Consider the following 17,694-nt stretch of genomic DNA (forward strand, 5'->3'; position numbering starts at 1 on the left):
TCTCTTCTTTCACGTTTAAGGATTACAACCGTAAGTCAGACTCACGATCAAATGGGGCGAATACTCTCTTCATCCAGATCGGCGTCGAAGAACCGGCGCAGGGTCTGAATGTTGTTATCCGCAATAATCGCCTCGCGCGCCTGCGCGAGCTTCTCTTCATAAATGGCCTGACGCCACTCGAGCGGCGTTTTCACTGCCGGATTATCATCTTCAATGATAGTCAATTCAACCGGCGCGCCCTGTAATGCGGTGAGCGCCTCGGCCAGCGCCTTTTGCGCGCCAGGGGAATTGAGGTGCCGTTGACCCGGACGCAGGTGTAAACGCACCTGATTGCCGTCCTGTTCTTTCCAGGCGTTGAGCGCGACCTGCTCGACCAGCTTCGGCAGCTGGAGTTTGCTGACCTCGGCGGCCCAGGCGTCGCGCGCAATGGACTCTTCGGCAAGCTTCGCAGAAAGCTCCGGCGTTTTCTCATGCTCCAGCGCCTTTTTCAGCGCTTTCGGCGTGGCGACCTCTTCCTTCACCGTTTCGGTGAGGGTAGTTGCCTTCCAGCGGTAAGCCTCTTCTTTCACCGGGGCTTTCTGCTCGAGCGCGGACGGTGCCGGACGCGATTGTACGCGCTCCGTTACCGAGGCCAGTCGTTCAAGCGCGGCGTTGTTCACCGGCCGCGCTCTTCCTGGCGCTGCCGGTTCACTCTTTTTTGGTTTGGTTACTCCCTGCGCACGCTGCAGCTGGCTGCGTGCGGCAAGCACCGAACTGGTGGCATCCGACAGCGGCACGTTTTGCTGTGGCGGCGGCGTCGGCTGCGGTGGCACCTGCTGCGGCGACATCACCGCCGTAGGGGCGACCGGCGCGAAAGACTGCCGCGGCACTTCAGGCTCCGGCAGCGGCATGCGCGGGTGGAACGCCAGCGCGCGCAGCAGCGTCATTTCAACGCCCATTCTGGGGTCCGGCGCGAACGGTAACTCTTTGCGGCCAATCAGCAGCGTCTGGTAATACAGCTGCACATCGGCAGGCGGCACGGTGCGGGCAAGTTCACGCATCCGCTGTTCAATGGCGGCCATATCCGCACCGATGGCGGACGGAGAAAGCTGCAGCATCGCCACGCGGTGCAGCAGGCTGAGCATCTCAACCAGCAGCCCTTCCCATTCGATACCCCGGGCAGCGGCGGCATTCACCTGCGACATCACGCGTTCGCCGTTGGCGGCAACCATCGCTTCGATAAGGGACAGCGCCTGATCGTCATCCAGCGTGCCGAGCATGGTGCTGACCGCCTCGGTGGAGAGCTTGCCGTCACCGCTGGCAATCGCCTGGTCGGTCAGGCTTAGCGCATCGCGCAGGCTGCCGTCCGCCGCACGGGCCAGCAGCTGCAGGGCACGCGGCTCGTGGACGATCTTCTCTTCATCAAGAATGTGCTCAAGCTGAGAGCGGATCTGTTCAACGTCCAGCGCCTTCAGGTGGAACTGCAGGCAGCGCGAGAGGATGGTGACCGGCAGCTTTTGCGGATCGGTGGTCGCCAGCAGGAATTTCACGTGCGGGGGCGGCTCTTCCAGCGTTTTCAGCAGGGCGTTGAAGCTGTGGCGCGACAGCATGTGGACTTCATCGATCAGGTAGACCTTGAAGCGGCCGCGCGCCGGGGCGTACTGCACGTTGTCGAGCAGATCGCGGGTGTCTTCCACTTTGGTGCGCGAGGCGGCGTCGATCTCGATCAGATCGACAAAACGCCCCTGCTCGATCTCCCGGCAGTTATCGCACACGCCGCACGGCGTGGCGGTGATCCCGGTTTCGCAGTTGAGACCTTTCGCCAGCAAACGGGCAATAGAGGTCTTACCGACGCCGCGGGTGCCGGAAAAAAGATAGGCGTGATGGATGCGACCTAGCGACAAGCCGTTCGCCAGGGCCGTCAGCACATGTTCCTGACCGACAACGTCAGCAAAGGTTTGTGGTCGCCATTTACGGGCTAACACCTGATAACTCATGGGCAGGCTCTGCAACGCTGGAAGGTGAATTTATGGAGGGGAATGCTATCACAACCTCACCCATTGAGCGAGGTTGTGAAAACCGGGATTAATGCCCCGGGAATGGCACCAGGCTGTAGCTGGTAATGCCCTGTTTTTCCAGGCGCTGTTCGCCGCCCAGATCGAACAGGTTGATGATGAAGGCCGCGTCGGTCACTTCCCCACCCAGACGACGGATCAGCTTCACGGTCGCTTCAATGGTGCCGCCGGTTGCCAGCAGATCGTCCACCACCAGCACTTTGTCGCCAGGCTTGATGGCATCAACGTGGATTTCCAGCTGATCGGTGCCGTACTCCAGCTCATAGCTCTCAGCGATGGTTTCACGCGGCAGTTTGCGCGGCTTACGCACCGGCACAAAACCCACGCCCATCGCCAGCGCAACCGGTGCGCCGAACAGGAAGCCACGGGCTTCGGTACCTACTACTTTGGTGATCCCGGCGTTTTTATAACGCTCTACCAGCAGTTCAATGCTGAGCGCGTACGCTTTCGGGTCTTCCAGCAAGCTGGTGACATCACGGAAAAGAATGCCAGGCTTTGGATAGTCCTGGATGCTTTTGATGCTGTTTTTCAGATATTCAAGCTGCTGTGCAGTTGCGGTCATCGGTTTGTGCCTAAATGAAACAGTGTTACTCACGGCGCGCAACGAGTCGGTAAAGGTAACAATTGTTTAACCTTTAACCAGGCGCGCCTGTGCTCGAAAACGGTCGAATTTACTGGCTGTACGCAATAATTGCAACAGCCATGATGAAGCTTCAGTGCTTTTGTTGCTTTTCATCAACCACGGGGATCCGCCACATAAAGATAAGCAGGCAGGAGAGGATAAAAAGCAGCAGGATGCGCACCCACATCATTTTCACCAGCCATAATGAAACCGCGAAGGTTATTAAGATCACCGCGATCGCGCGGGGCTTCGCGCCAGGCGGCATGGCCCGATGTTTTTGCCAGTGCCGCAGATAGCCGCCAAACCATGAGCGATAAAGCAGCCAGTGGTGAAAACGCGGCGACGAGCGGGCGAAGCACCAGGCCGCCAGCAGGATAAACGGCGTGGTCGGCAGTAAGGGTAAAAACACACCCAGCGTGCCAAGCACTACCGCGAGCCAGCCAATGATGATTAAAATAGTACGCTTCATAATGCGAATCGTTATCAAACTGAACGGCTACTTTACCACTGGAGAGCGCCTTGAAAACAGCACTGCTTCTTGAGAGGCTGCAAAATCAGCTGATTGCTCTGCGGGAGCAGGCTACACCGCTAGTGGGGCACGCCACGCTGAAGCCGCGCTTTGACCGGCAGCTTTTTCGTACGCGTAGCACCGTCATTCAGGATTATCTTGCCGAGGCGCAGACCAACCTTGACGAGCTTCGCCACGCGGTTGAGAGTGAACAGCAGGAACAGGTGGCGTGGCTTGCGGAGCATCTCACCGAGCAGATCACCGCCCTGCACCGGGAAATCGCCGCCTGGCCGCTGCGCGCCTGGGACAGCGCCTCGCCAGGGCTCGGTAAATGGCAGCGCAAGCGGCTGGAGAACCAGGAGTTCGAGCGTCGTCTGTTTGAGATGAAGCGCGAACGAGAAGTGCGGCTGAATAACAGCGAAACGCTGGAAGAGCAGCAGCTATTGATGCGCGAGATTAGCGCGCTGGAAGGCCGCATCGTCCGCTGCCGTCAGGCGCTGGATGAGATTGAGCGTGTGATTGAACGCCTGACCCGATAAAAGGAACTCAATGATGTCACTGGAAAATGCACCCGACGAGGTCAAGCTGGCCGTCGATTTGATTATGCTGCTGGAGAATCATGCGATCCCGGCGGAGACGGTGCTGAAAGCGCTGGAGATTGTGCGGCGGGATTTTGAGGGGAAACTTCCCCCTCACCCTGCCCTCTCCCCAGAGGGGAGAGGGTAATCGTTCAGGCGGGACCAGGGTCGTCCCCCTTAATCTCGCGCTTCACTTCCGTATGCTCATCCCCTTTCTCATTATGCAGATGAACCTCAAGCTGGTTGAAGGCGATATTAATGTTGTTTTCACGGCACAGACGGTCGATCGCACGGTTCAGTTCATCCACGGTGTAGCTGCGATCGCGCAGTTCACGCACGTACAGACGCAGCTCGTGATCCAGCGTGCTTGGCCCAAAGGTAGTGAAGAATACCGCTGGCGCAGGGTCGTGCATCACTTTCGGATGATCCGCCGCCGCCTTCAGCAGCACCTCTTTCACCTTATCCAGATCCGAGCCGTAGGCCACGCCGAGGCGGATCACCACGCGTGTGGTGGTGTCAGAGAGCGACCAGTTGATCAGGCGCTCGGTCACGAACGCTTTGTTCGGGATGATCACCTCTTTACGGTCAAAGTCGGTAATGGTAGTGGCACGAATACGGATCTTGCTGACCGTGCCGGAGAAGGTACCGATGGTGACGGTATCGCCAATTCGTACCGGACGTTCGAACAGGATGATCAGGCCGGAGACAAAGTTACCGAAGATCTCCTGTAAGCCAAAACCAAGACCGACCGAGAGGGCGGCCGCCAGCCACTGCAGCTTATCCCACGAGACGCCCAGCGAGCCAAAGACCGTCATCGCCCCGACAATGATAATGACGTAATTCAGGATGGTGGTGATGGCGTAAGACGCCCCCTGGCGCAGGTTCAGCCTTGAGAGCACCAGCACTTCCAGCAGACCCGGGAGGTTGCGAATCAACGCCCATGCCACTACCGACGACACCAGCGCAAACAGCAGGCTGCCCATGGTGACGCTTTTCATCACCGCAGCACCGGCTTCAGTGCCGCTGTATTGCCAGAGGGTGATGCTGTCGAGATAGGCGAAGACGGTAATTAAATCAGACCAGATCGCCCAGAACATCACCGCAAACAGGGCAATCATCACCAGCATGGTGATACGCAGCGTCTGCTGGTTGACCTGCTCCAGGGCGATGGTCGGCTCTTCCTGCGGCTCTGCCCCTTCGGCCCCCTCTTTCACCTGATGCTGACGACGTGCAATGGCACGGCGGTAAGCAATGCGGCGGGCCGCGACGCTTAAACCGCGCAGTACGGTCTGATAGAGCAGGTTCCAGACAATCACCAGATAGACCGTCTCGATCCAGCGCCCGGACAGGCGCAGCGTGGTGTAGAAGTAGCCCGTTGCCGTGAGCACCATCAGCGCCAGCGGAATGATCGCCAGCACCGTCACGGTGGCCAGACGAATGTTGTGGGACTCTTTATCACGCCAGCTGTCGCGGCACATCGGCCACATCAGGATCGCAATCAGCAGCAGGTTCAGCAGGATGACCAGTTGGCCCAGCACATCATCCATCAGATGCAGCGGGGAAAGCTCGGAAACCACCGACCAGAAGTGCAGCGGCAGAAGCGCCAGGCTGACGCGCACAATCTGGCGACGCCAGTGGCTGGTCAGCTGCGCCGGCATGTTGAAATGACGCACCGCCACGCCGTCTTTTTCCAGCACCTTCCAGCACACGCCAAACACCAGCCAGAACAGCGCCAGTTTTTTACTGAACGCCCACAGCAGATCGCTGACGTTGAGCTGCATCGTGAGCAGAATCAGGCCCACGGCCAGAATAATCAGACACACCGGCAGGGCGCGAATGAGATCGATCAGAATCGCTTTCGGCGTATGGAGCTGGCTATCGTTGCGCAGTTGCCCCACTTCGGAGGCCAGCTTCGCCTGATATTTTTTGAGCCAGCCCAGACGCCAGCGGATCAGGCCAGCAATCAGCAGCAGCGGTAAGCCCGCCAGGAAAGCAATCATTACCGCAGGCCAGGCTTTCTCCCAGTTCACGGTGATTTTCATGCTCTTAATCTGCGTTTTCAGCGTTTCCGGGAAGGACTTAATCCAGTCCCAGTCCATCGGCTTGTTGCTGTTCACCCAGAAAATTTGCTGCGTCAAAATCTCCTGCAGGCTTTTTGACACGCTGACCAGCTGCTGCTGGTTGATCTGCAGGTTAATGGCCATCATCAGCTGGTTGCCCAGCTGTTTGTTGAGCTGATCGAGCAGCTCGCGACGCATATCCACCACCTGGAGCAGCGCGTCATGCACTTCCGGGTTTACGTCACTGGAGTGCCCTTCTTCAACTTTGGCGACATAGGCATCGCTCTGGAAAAGGGCGTCGCGCTGCTGGTTGACGTCAAACTGTTCCAGACGCAAATCCGCAATGCGGTTGGTCATGTCCTCCAGCTCGTCGGCGGAGGGGAGCGTCTGCTGCTGTTGATAGAGAATACGCGACAGCAGAAGGCTGCCTTTCAGGACCGCAATCTGCTCTTTGATATTGCGTTCTGCCTGCAGCGCGCGATCCAGCCAGTTTTTCACTTTGATATTTTGCTGAACCAGCGAGTTGCCGTTTTCCGTCGCCAGTATCAGGCGCTGGCTGAGCTGGTGGTTAGCCTCAAGCTCCTGCTTCACCAGCGGGTTTGCCTGAATGCGGGCGGTTTCGTCCGGAGAGACGGCTTCCTGGGCGGTTTTTTCCGTCAGGGTCAGGCGTTTGCTGTTTACCGCCTCCTGCAATAGCTGAAGCTGGTGTTCCAGGCGGTTAATATTCGCCGTCACGTAATCACGCTGTTTCTGAAGCGTGTCCTGCAGCACCGTATTCCCTTCCAGGCTTTTACGTTGCTGTTCGATTTGCGCATTGAGCAACGACTGCTGAACCAGCAGCAGGGTTTGCTGGGTTGGGCGTAGCGTGCCTTCCCCTACCGTTGTGCCGTTCAGGCGGTTGCGGATCTGCTGCAGCTGTTGGGACGCGGCGTACATCGCGTTTTGCACACGTTCGGGCTGGGTTTGCAGGGAGACGAGCTGACTATTGTAGGTCGCGAGGTCGGACTGCGCCGTTTGCAGATCGTCGAGCAATTGCGCGACGCGCGATTCCAGCTGGCGTAAGGAGAGCGTGGAGAGCGTCTTGCGCGTTTCGTCGTCGTTATCGACGTCACTCAGCGCGCTCAGCGCTTCCGTAGCCTTACGCATGTTCTCAGGCGCCTGCGCCACCTTCTGACGAAGCTGGGTGGTTTCTGCCTTAACGCGCTCGATTTTATCAATGTTTTCCAGCGTTTCCGTCAGATCCTGCTGGGTGAGTTTCTCCTGAGGAGAGAGCTCTTTTTGTTTGTTCAGGGTGTCGAGCTGCGACTGAATTTCACTGCGCGAGGGAATATCAGTGCTGTTATCTGCGCGGGCCCAGGAAAGCGGCGCGGTAGAGAAGAAAAACAGCATAGCAAAGAGCAATGCAAATACAGGATGTTGCGAGCGATTGATGGGCAGCATAGTTGTGAATAATGTCAGCAGATGACCGAAAATAGTCCGGCGTGAAGAATATCACGCTCCTCGGAAGCAGAATAGCGAGAACGTTCGCCTCTGAGATAAATCCTGGAAAGGGCTCAGGCCGTGGGCGAAGGCGCGTCGCTGCGCAGCGTCGGGCAGAGCTGTAGCATTTCCAGTAAAATCGCCACGTAGCTGCGGGCTTCCTCTTTAAGGTCAAAGGATTGCGGCGCAAAAAGCCAGTTTTCCATCAGACCTGAAATGTAGCTGCGCATCAGGATAGCCGCCCGGCGGGTGAGTAAATTGGCGGGTAACAGCTTTGCCTGCATACACAGGTTCAGGTTCTGTTCGATGCGATCGTAGCTCTCCAGGCTGAGGCTGCGTTGCGCCTGTTGCACCACCGCCATTTCGCCCACGAACTCACATTTATGAAAGATAATTTCCATCATTAATCTGCGACGCTCTTCAACTACCGTTGCTTCAAGGATATATACTAATATTTCTCTCAATACTGAGAGTGGATCGTCGGGGAATTTTGCCCGATACTCACTCTCGAGATCGCTAATGCTGGACTCTGAAAGCTCCCAGATTTCACTGAACAGATCTGACTTGTCTTTAAAATGCCAGTAAATCGCTCCCCGCGTCACACCGGCAGCCTGAGCAATTTGTGCCAGCGAGGTTGAAGAAACACCCTGCTGAGAGAACAAACGTATTGCCACATCAAGGATGTGTTGTCGGGTTTCCAGCGCTTGTTGTTTAGTTTTTCGTGCCATAGGTGGGTGAATTTACAGGAGTCAGATTTACATACATTTGTGAATGTATGTACCATAGCATGACGATAATATAAACGCAGCAATGGGTTTTTAGACTCAGGACCCTTGATCAATTTGAAATCGGACACTCGAGGTTTACATATGAACAAAAACAGAGGGTTAACGCCTCTGGCGGTCGTTCTGATGCTCTCAGGCAGCTTAGCGCTTACAGGATGTGACGACAAACCAGCTCAACAAGGAGCTCAGCAGGCGCCAGAAGTCGGCGTTGTGACACTCAAATCTGAACCTCTGCAGATCACCACAGAATTACCAGGCCGTACAAATGCTTACCGCATTGCGGAAGTGCGTCCTCAGGTTAGCGGCATTATCCTGAAACGTAACTTTACCGAAGGCGGCGATGTGAAGGCCGGTGAGTCTCTGTATCAGATTGATCCCGCGACCTATCAGGCTTCTTATGAAAGCGCGAAAGGTGACCTGGCTAAAGCACAAGCGGCGGCGAAAATCGCTCAGCTGACGCTGAACCGCTACCAGAAACTGCTCGGCACGAAGTACATCAGCCAACAGGATTACGATACCGCCCTGGCAGATGCCCAGCAGGCTAATGCGGCCGTGGTAGCAGCCAAAGCGGCTGTCGAAACTGCACGCATTAACCTGGCCTATACCAAAGTGACCTCCCCTATCAGCGGTCGTATTGGTAAATCTTCCGTGACGGAAGGGGCGCTGGTGCAGAACGGGCAGACCACTGCGCTGGCAACCGTTCAGCAGCTTGATCCGATCTACGTTGACGTGACGCAGTCCAGTAATGATTTCCTGCGCCTGAAACAGGAGCTGGCTAACGGCACCCTGAAACAGGAAAACGGCAAAGCCAAAGTGGAACTGATTACCAACGACGGTATCAAGTTCCCGCAGGAAGGTACCCTGGAATTCTCTGATGTGACGGTCGACCAGACCACCGGTTCCATCACCTTACGTGCGATTTTCCCGAACCCTGACAAGAATCTGCTGCCAGGTATGTTCGTTCGCGCACGTCTGGAGGAAGGAACGAACCCAACCGCACTTCTGGTTCCACAGCAGGGTGTGACCCGTACGCCACGCGGCGATGCGAGCGCACTGGTTGTCGGGGCAGATAACAAAGTCGAAACGCGCAATATCACCGCTACCCAGGCGATTGGCGATAAATGGCTGGTGACGGAAGGTCTGAAAGATGGCGATCGCGTGATTGTTACTGGTTTGCAAAAAGTACGTCCTGGCGCGCAGGTAAAAGCACAGGAAGTGACATCTGACGATAAACAACAAGCTTCGGCCGCTGGCCAGTCAGAACAAACCAAGTCTTAACTTAAACAGGAGCCGTTAAGACATGCCTAATTTCTTTATCGATCGCCCCATATTTGCGTGGGTGATCGCCATTATCATCATGCTGGCCGGGGGACTTGCGATCCTGAAGCTGCCGGTGGCGCAATATCCAACGATTGCGCCACCGGCAGTGACGATCTCCGCAACCTACCCGGGGGCTGATGCGAAAACGGTGCAGGACACCGTCACTCAGGTTATCGAACAGAACATGAACGGTATCGATAACCTGATGTACATGTCCTCAAACAGTGACTCCACCGGTACGGTTCAGATCACCCTGACCTTTGAATCTGGTACGGATGCGGACATCGCGCAGGTTCAGGTGCAGAACAAACTGCAGCTGGCCATGCCGCTGCTGCCGCAGGAAGTACAACAACAGGGTGTGAGCGTCGAGAAATCGTCCAGCAGCTTCCTGATGGTTGTCGGGGTTATCAACACCAACGGCACCATGACGCAGGAGGATATTTCCGACTACGTGGGCGCCAACATGAAGGACGCCATCAGCCGTACTTCAGGTGTGGGTGACGTTCAGCTGTTCGGTTCCCAGTACGCGATGCGTATCTGGATGGATCCGAACAAACTGAACAACTTCCAGCTGACGCCGGTTGACGTGATTAACGCCATTAAAGCGCAGAACGCCCAGGTGGCAGCCGGTCAGTTAGGCGGTACGCCGCCGGTGAAAGGCCAGCAGCTTAACGCGTCCATTATCGCGCAAACCCGTCTGACCTCCGCCGATGAGTTCAGCAAAATTCTGCTGAAGGTGAACCAGGACGGTTCGCAGGTTCGTCTGCGCGACGTAGCCAAAGTGGAACTGGGTGGCGAAAACTACGACATCATTGCGAAGTTTAACGGCAAACCGGCCTCCGGTCTGGGTATCAAACTGGCGACGGGTGCTAACGCCCTGGACACCGCGACGGCGATCCGTGCGGAACTGAAGAAGATGGAACCGTTCTTCCCGTCAGGTCTGAAGATCGTTTATCCGTACGACACTACGCCGTTCGTAAAAATTTCGATTCATGAAGTGGTTAAAACGCTGGTAGAAGCGATCATCCTGGTGTTCCTGGTGATGTATCTGTTCCTGCAAAACTTCCGCGCGACGCTGATCCCAACCATCGCCGTGCCGGTCGTTCTGCTCGGGACCTTTGCCATCCTCGCGGCCTTTGGGTTCTCGATAAACACCCTGACGATGTTCGGGATGGTGCTCGCCATCGGCCTGCTGGTGGATGACGCCATCGTGGTGGTAGAGAACGTCGAGCGTGTTATGGCGGAAGAAGGTTTGCCGCCGAAGGAAGCAACCCGTAAGTCTATGGGCCAGATCCAGGGCGCGCTGGTCGGTATTGCGATGGTACTGTCCGCGGTATTTATCCCGATGGCCTTCTTCGGCGGGTCCACCGGTGCGATTTACCGCCAGTTCTCGATTACCATCGTTTCCGCAATGGCGCTTTCGGTACTGGTGGCATTGATCCTGACGCCAGCGCTGTGTGCCACGATGCTGAAGCCGATTCAGAAAGGCGGTCACGGGGAGCATAAAGGGTTCTTCGGCTGGTTTAACCGCATGTTTGATAAGAGCACGCACCACTACACCGACAGCGTGGGCAACATCCTGCGCAGCACCGGTCGTTATCTGCTGCTCTATATCATCATCGTTGTGGGGATGGCATTCCTGTTTGTTCGTCTGCCAAGCTCGTTCCTGCCAGATGAAGACCAGGGCGTGTTCCTGACGATGGCGCAGCTTCCGGCAGGGGCGTCGCAAGAGCGTACCCAGAAGGTGCTGGATGAAGTGACGGACTACTATCTCACCAAAGAGAAAGCGAACGTTGAATCCGTGTTTGCGGTTAACGGCTTTGGCTTTGCGGGACGTGGTCAGAACACCGGTATCGCCTTCGTTTCTCTGAAAGACTGGGCCGATCGTCCGGGCGATGAGAATAAAGTTGAAGCGATCACGGGCCGTGCCATGGGCACCTTCTCGCAGATTAAAGATGCGATGGTCTTCGCCTTTAACCTGCCAGCGATTGTTGAACTGGGTACGGCGACTGGTTTCGACTTCCAGCTGATCGACCAGGGCGGTCTGGGTCACGATAAACTGACGCAGGCGCGTAACCAACTGTTTGGTGAAGTGGCTAAACACCCTGATCTGCTGGTTGGCGTACGTCCAAACGGCCTGGAAGATACGCCGCAGTACAAGATCGACATCGATCAGGAGAAAGCGCAGGCGCTGGGTGTATCCATCAGCGACATCAATACCACGCTGGGCGCGGCCTGGGGCGGTAGCTACGTCAACGACTTCATCGACCGTGGTCGTGTGAAGAAAGTGTACGTGATGTCTGAGGCGCAGTACCGTATGTTGCCGAACGATATTAACAACTGGTACGTTCGCGGCAGCAATGGTCAGATGGTGCCGTTCTCATCCTTCTCAACGTCACACTGGGAATATGGCTCTCCACGTCTGGAACGTTACAACGGTCTGCCGTCGATGGAAATCCTGGGTCAGGCCGCACCGGGCCGAAGCACCGGTGAAGCCATGAACCTGATGGAAGAGCTGGCAAGCAAACTGCCTGCGGGAATCGGCTATGACTGGACCGGCATGTCCTATCAGGAACGTCTGTCCGGTAACCAGGCCCCTGCCCTGTACGCCATTTCACTGATTGTGGTCTTCCTCTGTCTGGCAGCGCTGTACGAGAGCTGGTCGATTCCGTTCTCCGTTATGCTGGTGGTTCCACTCGGGGTTATCGGTGCGCTGCTTGCGGCAACGTTCCGTGGTTTGACCAACGACGTGTACTTCCAGGTAGGCCTGCTGACAACCATTGGCTTGTCGGCGAAGAACGCGATACTTATCGTTGAATTCGCCAAAGATCTGATGGAGAAAGAGGGTAAAGGCCTTATTGAGGCGACGCTGGAAGCAGTGCGTATGCGTCTGCGTCCAATCCTGATGACGTCACTGGCGTTCATCCTCGGCGTATTGCCGCTGGTTATCAGTTCCGGTGCGGGTTCCGGTGCACAGAACGCGGTAGGTACGGGCGTTATGGGCGGTATGATTACTGCGACCGTACTGGCTATCTTCTTCGTTCCGGTGTTCTTCGTGGTGGTTCGCCGCCGCTTCAGCCGCAAGAATGAAGATGTTGAGCACAGTCATTCGGTAGAACCGCACTGATACCGGTTTCATATAATAAAAAGGCCGCATTTGCGGCCTTTTTCATTTTCAGAAAAAATCATAAAATAAGCTTATTGTGGTTCTATTTATTTTCTGCCACCTTAATCAGACATATCATAATTAACTGATAACTTAATCGGTGAATTCAGAATTTTTTTAAATTCATTTCTCCGCTTTACCTGTTATTAGGAATATTCCTAAGAACAAGTTGAGACAATCTTCATACCGGATCTGGACTTCCACTCATTGTTTAAGCTAAGTCAATGAAACGTAAGGATGCGAAAAAAAACGATTGTTCATTCCGATAAAAAGGTACGTTTCCGGATGAACAATTGCGTACATGCTCGCAGCCTGCGGTTTTATTTGTAATTTTTCGTAATAGCGCGGTGAAATCCAGGAGGGAGTGGCTTATAGTTAGGTTATCAGGAACACAGCACTCATGTAGCTAAGTCAGTTGTATCCATCCCGACAATGTTGTTCGGTGAGTAAGAAATCACTCAGAAGGGGATGCGCTATGGACGAGTACTCGCCAAAAAGGCATGATATCGCGCAGTTGAAATTTCTCTGCGAATCCTTGTACCATGACTGCCTTGCCAATCTTGATGAAAGTAACCATGGCTGGGTAAACGACCCAACGTCTGCCATCAATTTACAGTTGAACGAGCTGATAGAGCATATCGCTACCTTCGCACTTAATTATAAAATTAAGTACAATGAAGATAATAAGCTCATTGAGCAAATTGATGAATACCTGGACGACACCTTTATGTTGTTCAGCAGTTACGGCATTAACGCTCAGGATTTGCAAAAATGGCGTAAATCGGGAAACCGGCTATTCCGCTGTTTCGTCAACGTGAGCAGAGCTAACCCGGTTAGTCTTTCCTGTTAAAATTATTACAATTACTAAGGTGAATTTATGTCTGATAAACCACTCACAAAAATCGATTATTTGATGCGTTTACGACGTTGTCAGTCAATTGACACACTCGAACGCGTCATTGAAAAGAATAAATACGAGCTTTCTGATAATGAACTGGCGGTATTTTATTCAGCCGCTGACCATCGCCTTGCAGAGCTAACGATGAATAAGCTATATGACAAAATCCCTACTTCTGTATGGAAATTTGTCCGTTAATCTTCGAAGTGTGTCTGTAGAGGTTCTACGCCACGTTTTAAGTTGTATTCACCTGTCCCGTTATGCTCCCTGTGCGAAAGCCAGGTCTCCGTGTAAAACGCGCTCATCAGCAACAATGTTGTGACTCTGGTCACATCGGCTTTTCGGGAACGTTCCCTCGCAGGCCGGTTGCGATTACCCTTCCGGAATAACATCCAGAGAGGTTTCCGATGAGCATAGAAAAACAGAAGATGATTTCAGGTGAATATTACCGTCCGGGTGATGAGACGCTACGCGCCGACCGGCTGCGGGCGCGCCATTTGATCCATCGCTATAATCACACCGCACCTGATGAGAAAACAGAACGCCAGAACATTCTGGCGGAACTGCTGGGGCAAAGCGAAGGGGCTTATATTGAGCCGAGTTTCCGCTGTGACTATGGGTATAACATTTATCTGGGGAAAAACTTTTACGCTAATTTCGACTGCGTAATGCTGGATGTGTGCCCTGTTCATATTGGCGATAACTGCATGCTCGCGCCGGGCGTTCATATTTATACGGCAACCCATCCGCTGGATGCGGAGGAGCGGAATAGCGGCGTGGAGTTCGGAAAACCCGTCAACATTGGTAATAATGTCTGGATTGGCGGCCGCGCGGTGATTAACCCAGGCGTCACCATTGGTGACAACGTGGTGGTGGCCTCAGGTGCCGTCGTAACGAAAGACGTCCCGGCTAACGTCGTCGTGGGCGGCAATCCCGCTAAAATCATCAAAACGCTGTAAGGTGCCGGGGAGTCAACTGTTATGGTCTTTTAGCGCCAGACTGTTACTTTTTTCAGCCTGATGGCTCCCCTAAAATTGGCGGATCCCCTGTATTGTCAACTCTCATGAAGGCAAAAAATGACCGAGATACAGCGCCTGCTCACCGCCACCATCGACGACCTTAACCACCGCGAAAAGCGCGACAATCGCCCGCGCTTCAGCATTAGCTTTATCCGCAAACACCCTGGATTGTTTGTCGCCATGTATGCCGCCTGGCTGGCGACGCTGATTGTGATGCTGACATCCGAAACGCTGGTGGACTCCGTCTGGCTGCTGGTTGTGCTGTTTGTCGTCTTTAACGCCTTTTTCTTTTTCGACGTGAATCCGCGTTACCGTTACGAAGATATCGACGTGCTCGACTTCCGGGTCTGCTACAACGGCGAATGGTACAATACGCGTTACGTGCCAGAAGAACTGATCGAAAACATCCTGCACTCTCCGGCGGTTGAAACCGGGCAAAAAGAGAAGCTGCAGAAAATGGTCGCCACCAAAGGTCAGCTCTCTTTCTATGATGTCTTTACCCTTTCCCGCCCTTCTGCTGCGTAATTAACGCCTGCAAACGTCGGATACCCGGCGCAAACTGCGAAGCAGAGGTATTGCCGTAACCTAAAACCAGACCGGTTTGCCCCTGCTTCGCCTCAAGGTAATACCCGCTCAGCGCAGCGGGTGCCAGCTGAAACGTCCTCGCCTTCTCCACCAGCAGCTGGTCGTCAATACCGTTAATCGCCAGCGTCAGGTGCATTCCCCCTTCCCCGGCAAGAACACGGTGCGGTGTATGAAGCTCTGCGCTCAGCACCTCCCGCAGCTGGCGGTAACGCTTACGATAAAGGCGGCGCATGGCGGCAAGATGACGGGCATAATGGCCCTCCTCAATAAACAGCGCCAGAGTGCGCTGTTCAGCGCGATGCCCGCCGCGCAGCAGCGAGCCGATGGCCGGACGCGCCGCCTTCGCCAGCGCTGGCGGTAATACCATGAACCCCATTCGGAGCGACGGAAACAGCGTTTTGCTGAACGTCCCCAGATACACAACGGGCGCATTATTGACCATTCCCAGCATCGCCGGTACGGGCTCACCGACATAACGGAATTCGCTGTCATAATCGTCCTCAATGATCCACGCGCTGTGCTGCCGGGCCAGTTCCAGCAGCGCCAGCCGCCGCCGCGCGCTGAGCACGCTTCCGTAGGGGAACTGATGCGATGGCGAGGTAAAAATCAGCGTGGGTGAAGGCGCATACAGTCCTTCCCAGCACATCCCCTCGTCATCGACCGGTATGCCGGTCATCGCAAGGCCGGTTTTGACAAAAGCGCTTTTAGCCCCGCTATAGCCGGGATTTTCCACCCAGGCGACATCCCCCGGCTCGCTTAACAGCATCGTGCACAGATTGACGCCCTCCAGCGCCCCTTCGGTTATCACAATCTGGCTGGCGTCGCAGTCAATGCCGCGGGAGAGCGCAAGATGGCGGGCAATGGCGGCCCGTAGCGACGGCTCCCCGGCCGGGTCGCCATACCCTAACAGGGCACTCCCCTCCTCGCGCAGAACGCGATCGTACAACCGCCGCCACAGCGGCAAGGGGAAATAGTTAATGGCGGGCGTTCCCGGCGTAAAGGCCATTACCGGTGTGTCGCGCGCCACAGGCGTCGGCAGCTGGGCGACACGTTTTGCAAGCCGGACGTCAGGATCGGGCAGGACCCGCGGGCTGGCACGATGGGCGAATTGCCCCACCCGCGTACCCTGACGGTTACGCAGCAAATAGCCTTCCAGCGTGAGCTGGTCCAGCGCCGCATTGACGGTGTTTCGGGACACCGAGATCTGCTGCGCCAGCGTTCGCGAGCCGGGCAAATGACTGCCGGACCGAAGCCTTCCGCACAGTATGGCCTCCCGCAAAGCAAGATAGAGCGCACGCTGGAGCGTCTCCTCCCCACGCTTTTTCAGCGCGGCATGGAGCAAGGTATAAAGCTCATCACCCGGTATGTTCATCTCATCTCCTTGTGGTACCACAAAAACATAGCTGAGTGGTTCTTTTTAAGGAACCAGTAATTTTCTAATCTGGAACTCTTCTCAACGTCACGGAAATAAAGATGAAGACATTCAATGAGTTTGGTCAGCCTGTAGGCGAAGCCCTTATCGACTGGCAGCCTCGCCCACACCCGTCCCGGGTGGTCCTTCAGGGCCACTATTGTCGGCTTGAGCCGCTGCGCGTGGAGCATGCCCAAGCATTGTTCACTGCGTATTCCCTGGCTGGAGATACCCGCAGCTGGACGTGGTTGCTGCGTGAACCCGATGCCACCGCAGAAGAGTTTGCCGATTGGGTGGCGAGCGTGAGCGAATTATCCGATCCCATCCACTTTACCGTCATAGATAACCGGACCCAGGCCCCGGTCGGGACGCTGGCCCTGATGCGGATCGATCCTAAAAACGGCGTCGTGGAAGTGGGACACGTTCACTTCTCGTCACTGTTAAGCCGCACGCCCATGTCGACAGAAGCGCAGTATCTGCTGATGCGGTACGTGTTCGATACCCTGGGCTATCGGCGCTATGAATGGAAATGCAACAGCCTGAACGAACCCTCCCGCAAAGCGGCCCTGCGTCTGGGCTTTCAGTTTGAAGGGCGTTTTCGACAGGCGCTGGTCATAAAAGGCCGTAACCGGGATACCGACTGGTTTTCGATTCTCGACAAAGAGTGGCCAGCGCTGGCGAGCGCGTTTGAAAGCTGGCTTGCCACCGACAATTTTACTGCCGATGGCAAACAGAGAAGATCCCTGGAAAGCTGGCGAGAAACGCGCGTTTAGCGTCTTTTTTTACGCCCCTGCACCGCCTTAAAGCGCGGGTTAGATTTGCAAATCACGTATAAGCGTCCCTTGCGTTTGACTATCTGGCAATCCGGGTGACGCTGTTTTGCACTGCGCAATGAGTTCAGCACCTGCATAATTAGCCTCGCTTCGCATCAAGAAAGCCACCAAAACGCTTGCGGAAGCGCGCTGCGCTGCCGTCCGTCGAGAACGTTTTTTGCTTACCGGTGTAAAACGGATGCGATTTTGAAGAAACTTCGATGGTGATGTACGGATAGGTTTCACCGTCGAGCTCAATTTCACGGTCGGTTTTGATGGTTGAACCGACTTTAAAATATTCATTGGCGCTGGTGTCGTGGAATACCACGGTGCGATACGCTGGATGGATGTCAGGTTTCATCGTAAATCCTTTGTGTTTTGTTATAACATAACAAAA

At 55.2% G+C, this 17,694-nt stretch carries 17 protein-coding genes and 1 other annotated feature; of the genes, 9 read left to right on the top strand and 8 right to left on the bottom strand.

All coding sequences use genetic code 11. The features are described from left to right. Window positions 1-47 precede the first annotated feature (47 nt). The 3 genes from dnaX to ACWKXT_RS07285 all read right to left on the bottom strand — a co-directional run bounded on the left by dnaX (window position 48) and on the right by ACWKXT_RS07285 (window position 3,145). Window positions 48-1,976, bottom strand: a complete 1,929-nt coding sequence (gene dnaX / locus ACWKXT_RS07275; protein WP_454532076.1) for a DNA polymerase III subunit gamma/tau — start codon at window positions 1,974-1,976, stop codon at window positions 48-50. Continuing rightward, window positions 654-718, bottom strand: a sequence feature (DnaX frameshifting element). (Overlaps the previous gene by 65 nt.) A gap of 88 nt (window positions 1,977-2,064) precedes the next feature. After that, window positions 2,065-2,616, bottom strand: a complete 552-nt coding sequence (gene apt / locus ACWKXT_RS07280; protein ID WP_000127359.1) for an adenine phosphoribosyltransferase — start codon at window positions 2,614-2,616, stop codon at window positions 2,065-2,067. A 151-nt stretch (window positions 2,617-2,767) separates the two neighbouring features. Beyond that, window positions 2,768-3,145, bottom strand: a complete 378-nt coding sequence (locus ACWKXT_RS07285; protein WP_454528008.1) for a DUF454 family protein — start codon at window positions 3,143-3,145, stop codon at window positions 2,768-2,770. 50 nt (window positions 3,146-3,195) lie between these two features. On the opposite strand from ACWKXT_RS07285, the gene priC reads away from it, so the two are divergent. Both priC and rsmS read left to right on the top strand, forming a co-directional pair. After that, complete coding sequence (gene priC / locus ACWKXT_RS07290; protein ID WP_454528009.1) at window positions 3,196-3,723, top strand: primosomal replication protein N''; 528 nt, start codon at window positions 3,196-3,198, stop codon at window positions 3,721-3,723. A gap of 13 nt (window positions 3,724-3,736) precedes the next feature. Beyond that, window positions 3,737-3,910 (top strand): pleiotropic regulatory protein RsmS, encoded by a 174-nt coding sequence (gene rsmS, locus ACWKXT_RS07295; RefSeq protein ID WP_006809845.1) that lies wholly within the window; start codon window positions 3,737-3,739, stop codon window positions 3,908-3,910. Window positions 3,911-3,914: 4 nt separating this feature from the next. On the opposite strand, the gene mscK is transcribed toward rsmS, so the two are convergent. After that, on the bottom strand, window positions 3,915-7,262 hold the full coding sequence (gene mscK, locus ACWKXT_RS07300; protein ID WP_454532077.1) for a mechanosensitive channel MscK: 3,348 nt from the start codon (window positions 7,260-7,262) through the stop codon (window positions 3,915-3,917). A gap of 113 nt (window positions 7,263-7,375) precedes the next feature. Further along, window positions 7,376-8,029 (bottom strand): multidrug efflux transporter transcriptional repressor AcrR, encoded by a 654-nt coding sequence (gene acrR, locus ACWKXT_RS07305; RefSeq protein ID WP_454528011.1) that lies wholly within the window; start codon window positions 8,027-8,029, stop codon window positions 7,376-7,378. A 141-nt stretch (window positions 8,030-8,170) separates the two neighbouring features. Between acrR and acrA the strand changes: the two genes are divergently transcribed. The 6 genes from acrA (at window position 8,171) to ACWKXT_RS07335 (ending at window position 15,014) form a co-directional block, all read left to right on the top strand. After that, window positions 8,171-9,364 carry a multidrug efflux RND transporter periplasmic adaptor subunit AcrA gene (gene acrA / locus ACWKXT_RS07310; RefSeq protein ID WP_126326924.1) on the top strand — a complete coding sequence of 398 codons (1,194 nt, stop codon included), beginning with the start codon at window positions 8,171-8,173 and terminating at the stop codon, window positions 9,362-9,364. Window positions 9,365-9,386: 22 nt separating this feature from the next. Next, entirely contained in the window at window positions 9,387-12,533 is a 3,147-nt protein-coding gene (acrB, locus tag ACWKXT_RS07315) for a multidrug efflux RND transporter permease subunit AcrB (RefSeq protein WP_454528012.1), read from the top strand. Window positions 12,534-13,047: 514 nt separating this feature from the next. Beyond that, window positions 13,048-13,422: an Hha toxicity modulator TomB gene (tomB, locus tag ACWKXT_RS07320; protein ID WP_008499288.1), complete on the top strand. Its 375-nt coding sequence runs from the start codon at window positions 13,048-13,050 to the stop codon at window positions 13,420-13,422. Window positions 13,423-13,449: 27 nt separating this feature from the next. After that, window positions 13,450-13,668: an HHA domain-containing protein gene (locus tag ACWKXT_RS07325; RefSeq protein WP_008499287.1), complete on the top strand. Its 219-nt coding sequence runs from the start codon at window positions 13,450-13,452 to the stop codon at window positions 13,666-13,668. A gap of 209 nt (window positions 13,669-13,877) precedes the next feature. Continuing rightward, the gene (gene maa, locus ACWKXT_RS07330) at window positions 13,878-14,429 is read left to right on the top strand and encodes a maltose O-acetyltransferase (protein ID WP_454528013.1); all 552 of its coding nucleotides are present in this window, start codon (window positions 13,878-13,880) and stop codon (window positions 14,427-14,429) included. A 117-nt stretch (window positions 14,430-14,546) separates the two neighbouring features. After that, the gene (locus tag ACWKXT_RS07335; RefSeq protein ID WP_454528014.1) at window positions 14,547-15,014 is read left to right on the top strand and encodes a YlaC family protein; all 468 of its coding nucleotides are present in this window, start codon (window positions 14,547-14,549) and stop codon (window positions 15,012-15,014) included. Here ACWKXT_RS07335 and pdxR read toward each other — a convergent pair. Then, window positions 14,986-16,446: a MocR-like pyridoxine biosynthesis transcription factor PdxR gene (gene pdxR / locus ACWKXT_RS07340; protein WP_454528015.1), complete on the bottom strand. Its 1,461-nt coding sequence runs from the start codon at window positions 16,444-16,446 to the stop codon at window positions 14,986-14,988. The two genes, ACWKXT_RS07335 and pdxR, sit on opposite strands and share 29 nt — an antisense overlap. 101 nt (window positions 16,447-16,547) lie before the next feature. On the opposite strand from pdxR, the gene ACWKXT_RS07345 reads away from it, so the two are divergent. Next, window positions 16,548-17,258: a GNAT family N-acetyltransferase gene (locus tag ACWKXT_RS07345; protein ID WP_454532078.1), complete on the top strand. Its 711-nt coding sequence runs from the start codon at window positions 16,548-16,550 to the stop codon at window positions 17,256-17,258. Here the strand turns inward: ACWKXT_RS07345 and ykgO are convergent. Together ykgO and ACWKXT_RS07355 are read right to left on the bottom strand one after the other, a co-directional pair. Beyond that, complete coding sequence (gene ykgO, locus ACWKXT_RS07350) at window positions 17,255-17,395, bottom strand: type B 50S ribosomal protein L36 (RefSeq protein WP_003859006.1); 141 nt, start codon at window positions 17,393-17,395, stop codon at window positions 17,255-17,257. The two genes, ACWKXT_RS07345 and ykgO, sit on opposite strands and share 4 nt — an antisense overlap. Before the next feature lie 2 nt (window positions 17,396-17,397). Then, complete coding sequence (locus ACWKXT_RS07355; protein WP_454528017.1) at window positions 17,398-17,658, bottom strand: type B 50S ribosomal protein L31; 261 nt, start codon at window positions 17,656-17,658, stop codon at window positions 17,398-17,400. Between the last annotated feature and the right edge of the window lie 36 nt (window positions 17,659-17,694).

Source organism: Enterobacter sp. UPMP701 (assembly GCF_053709515.1).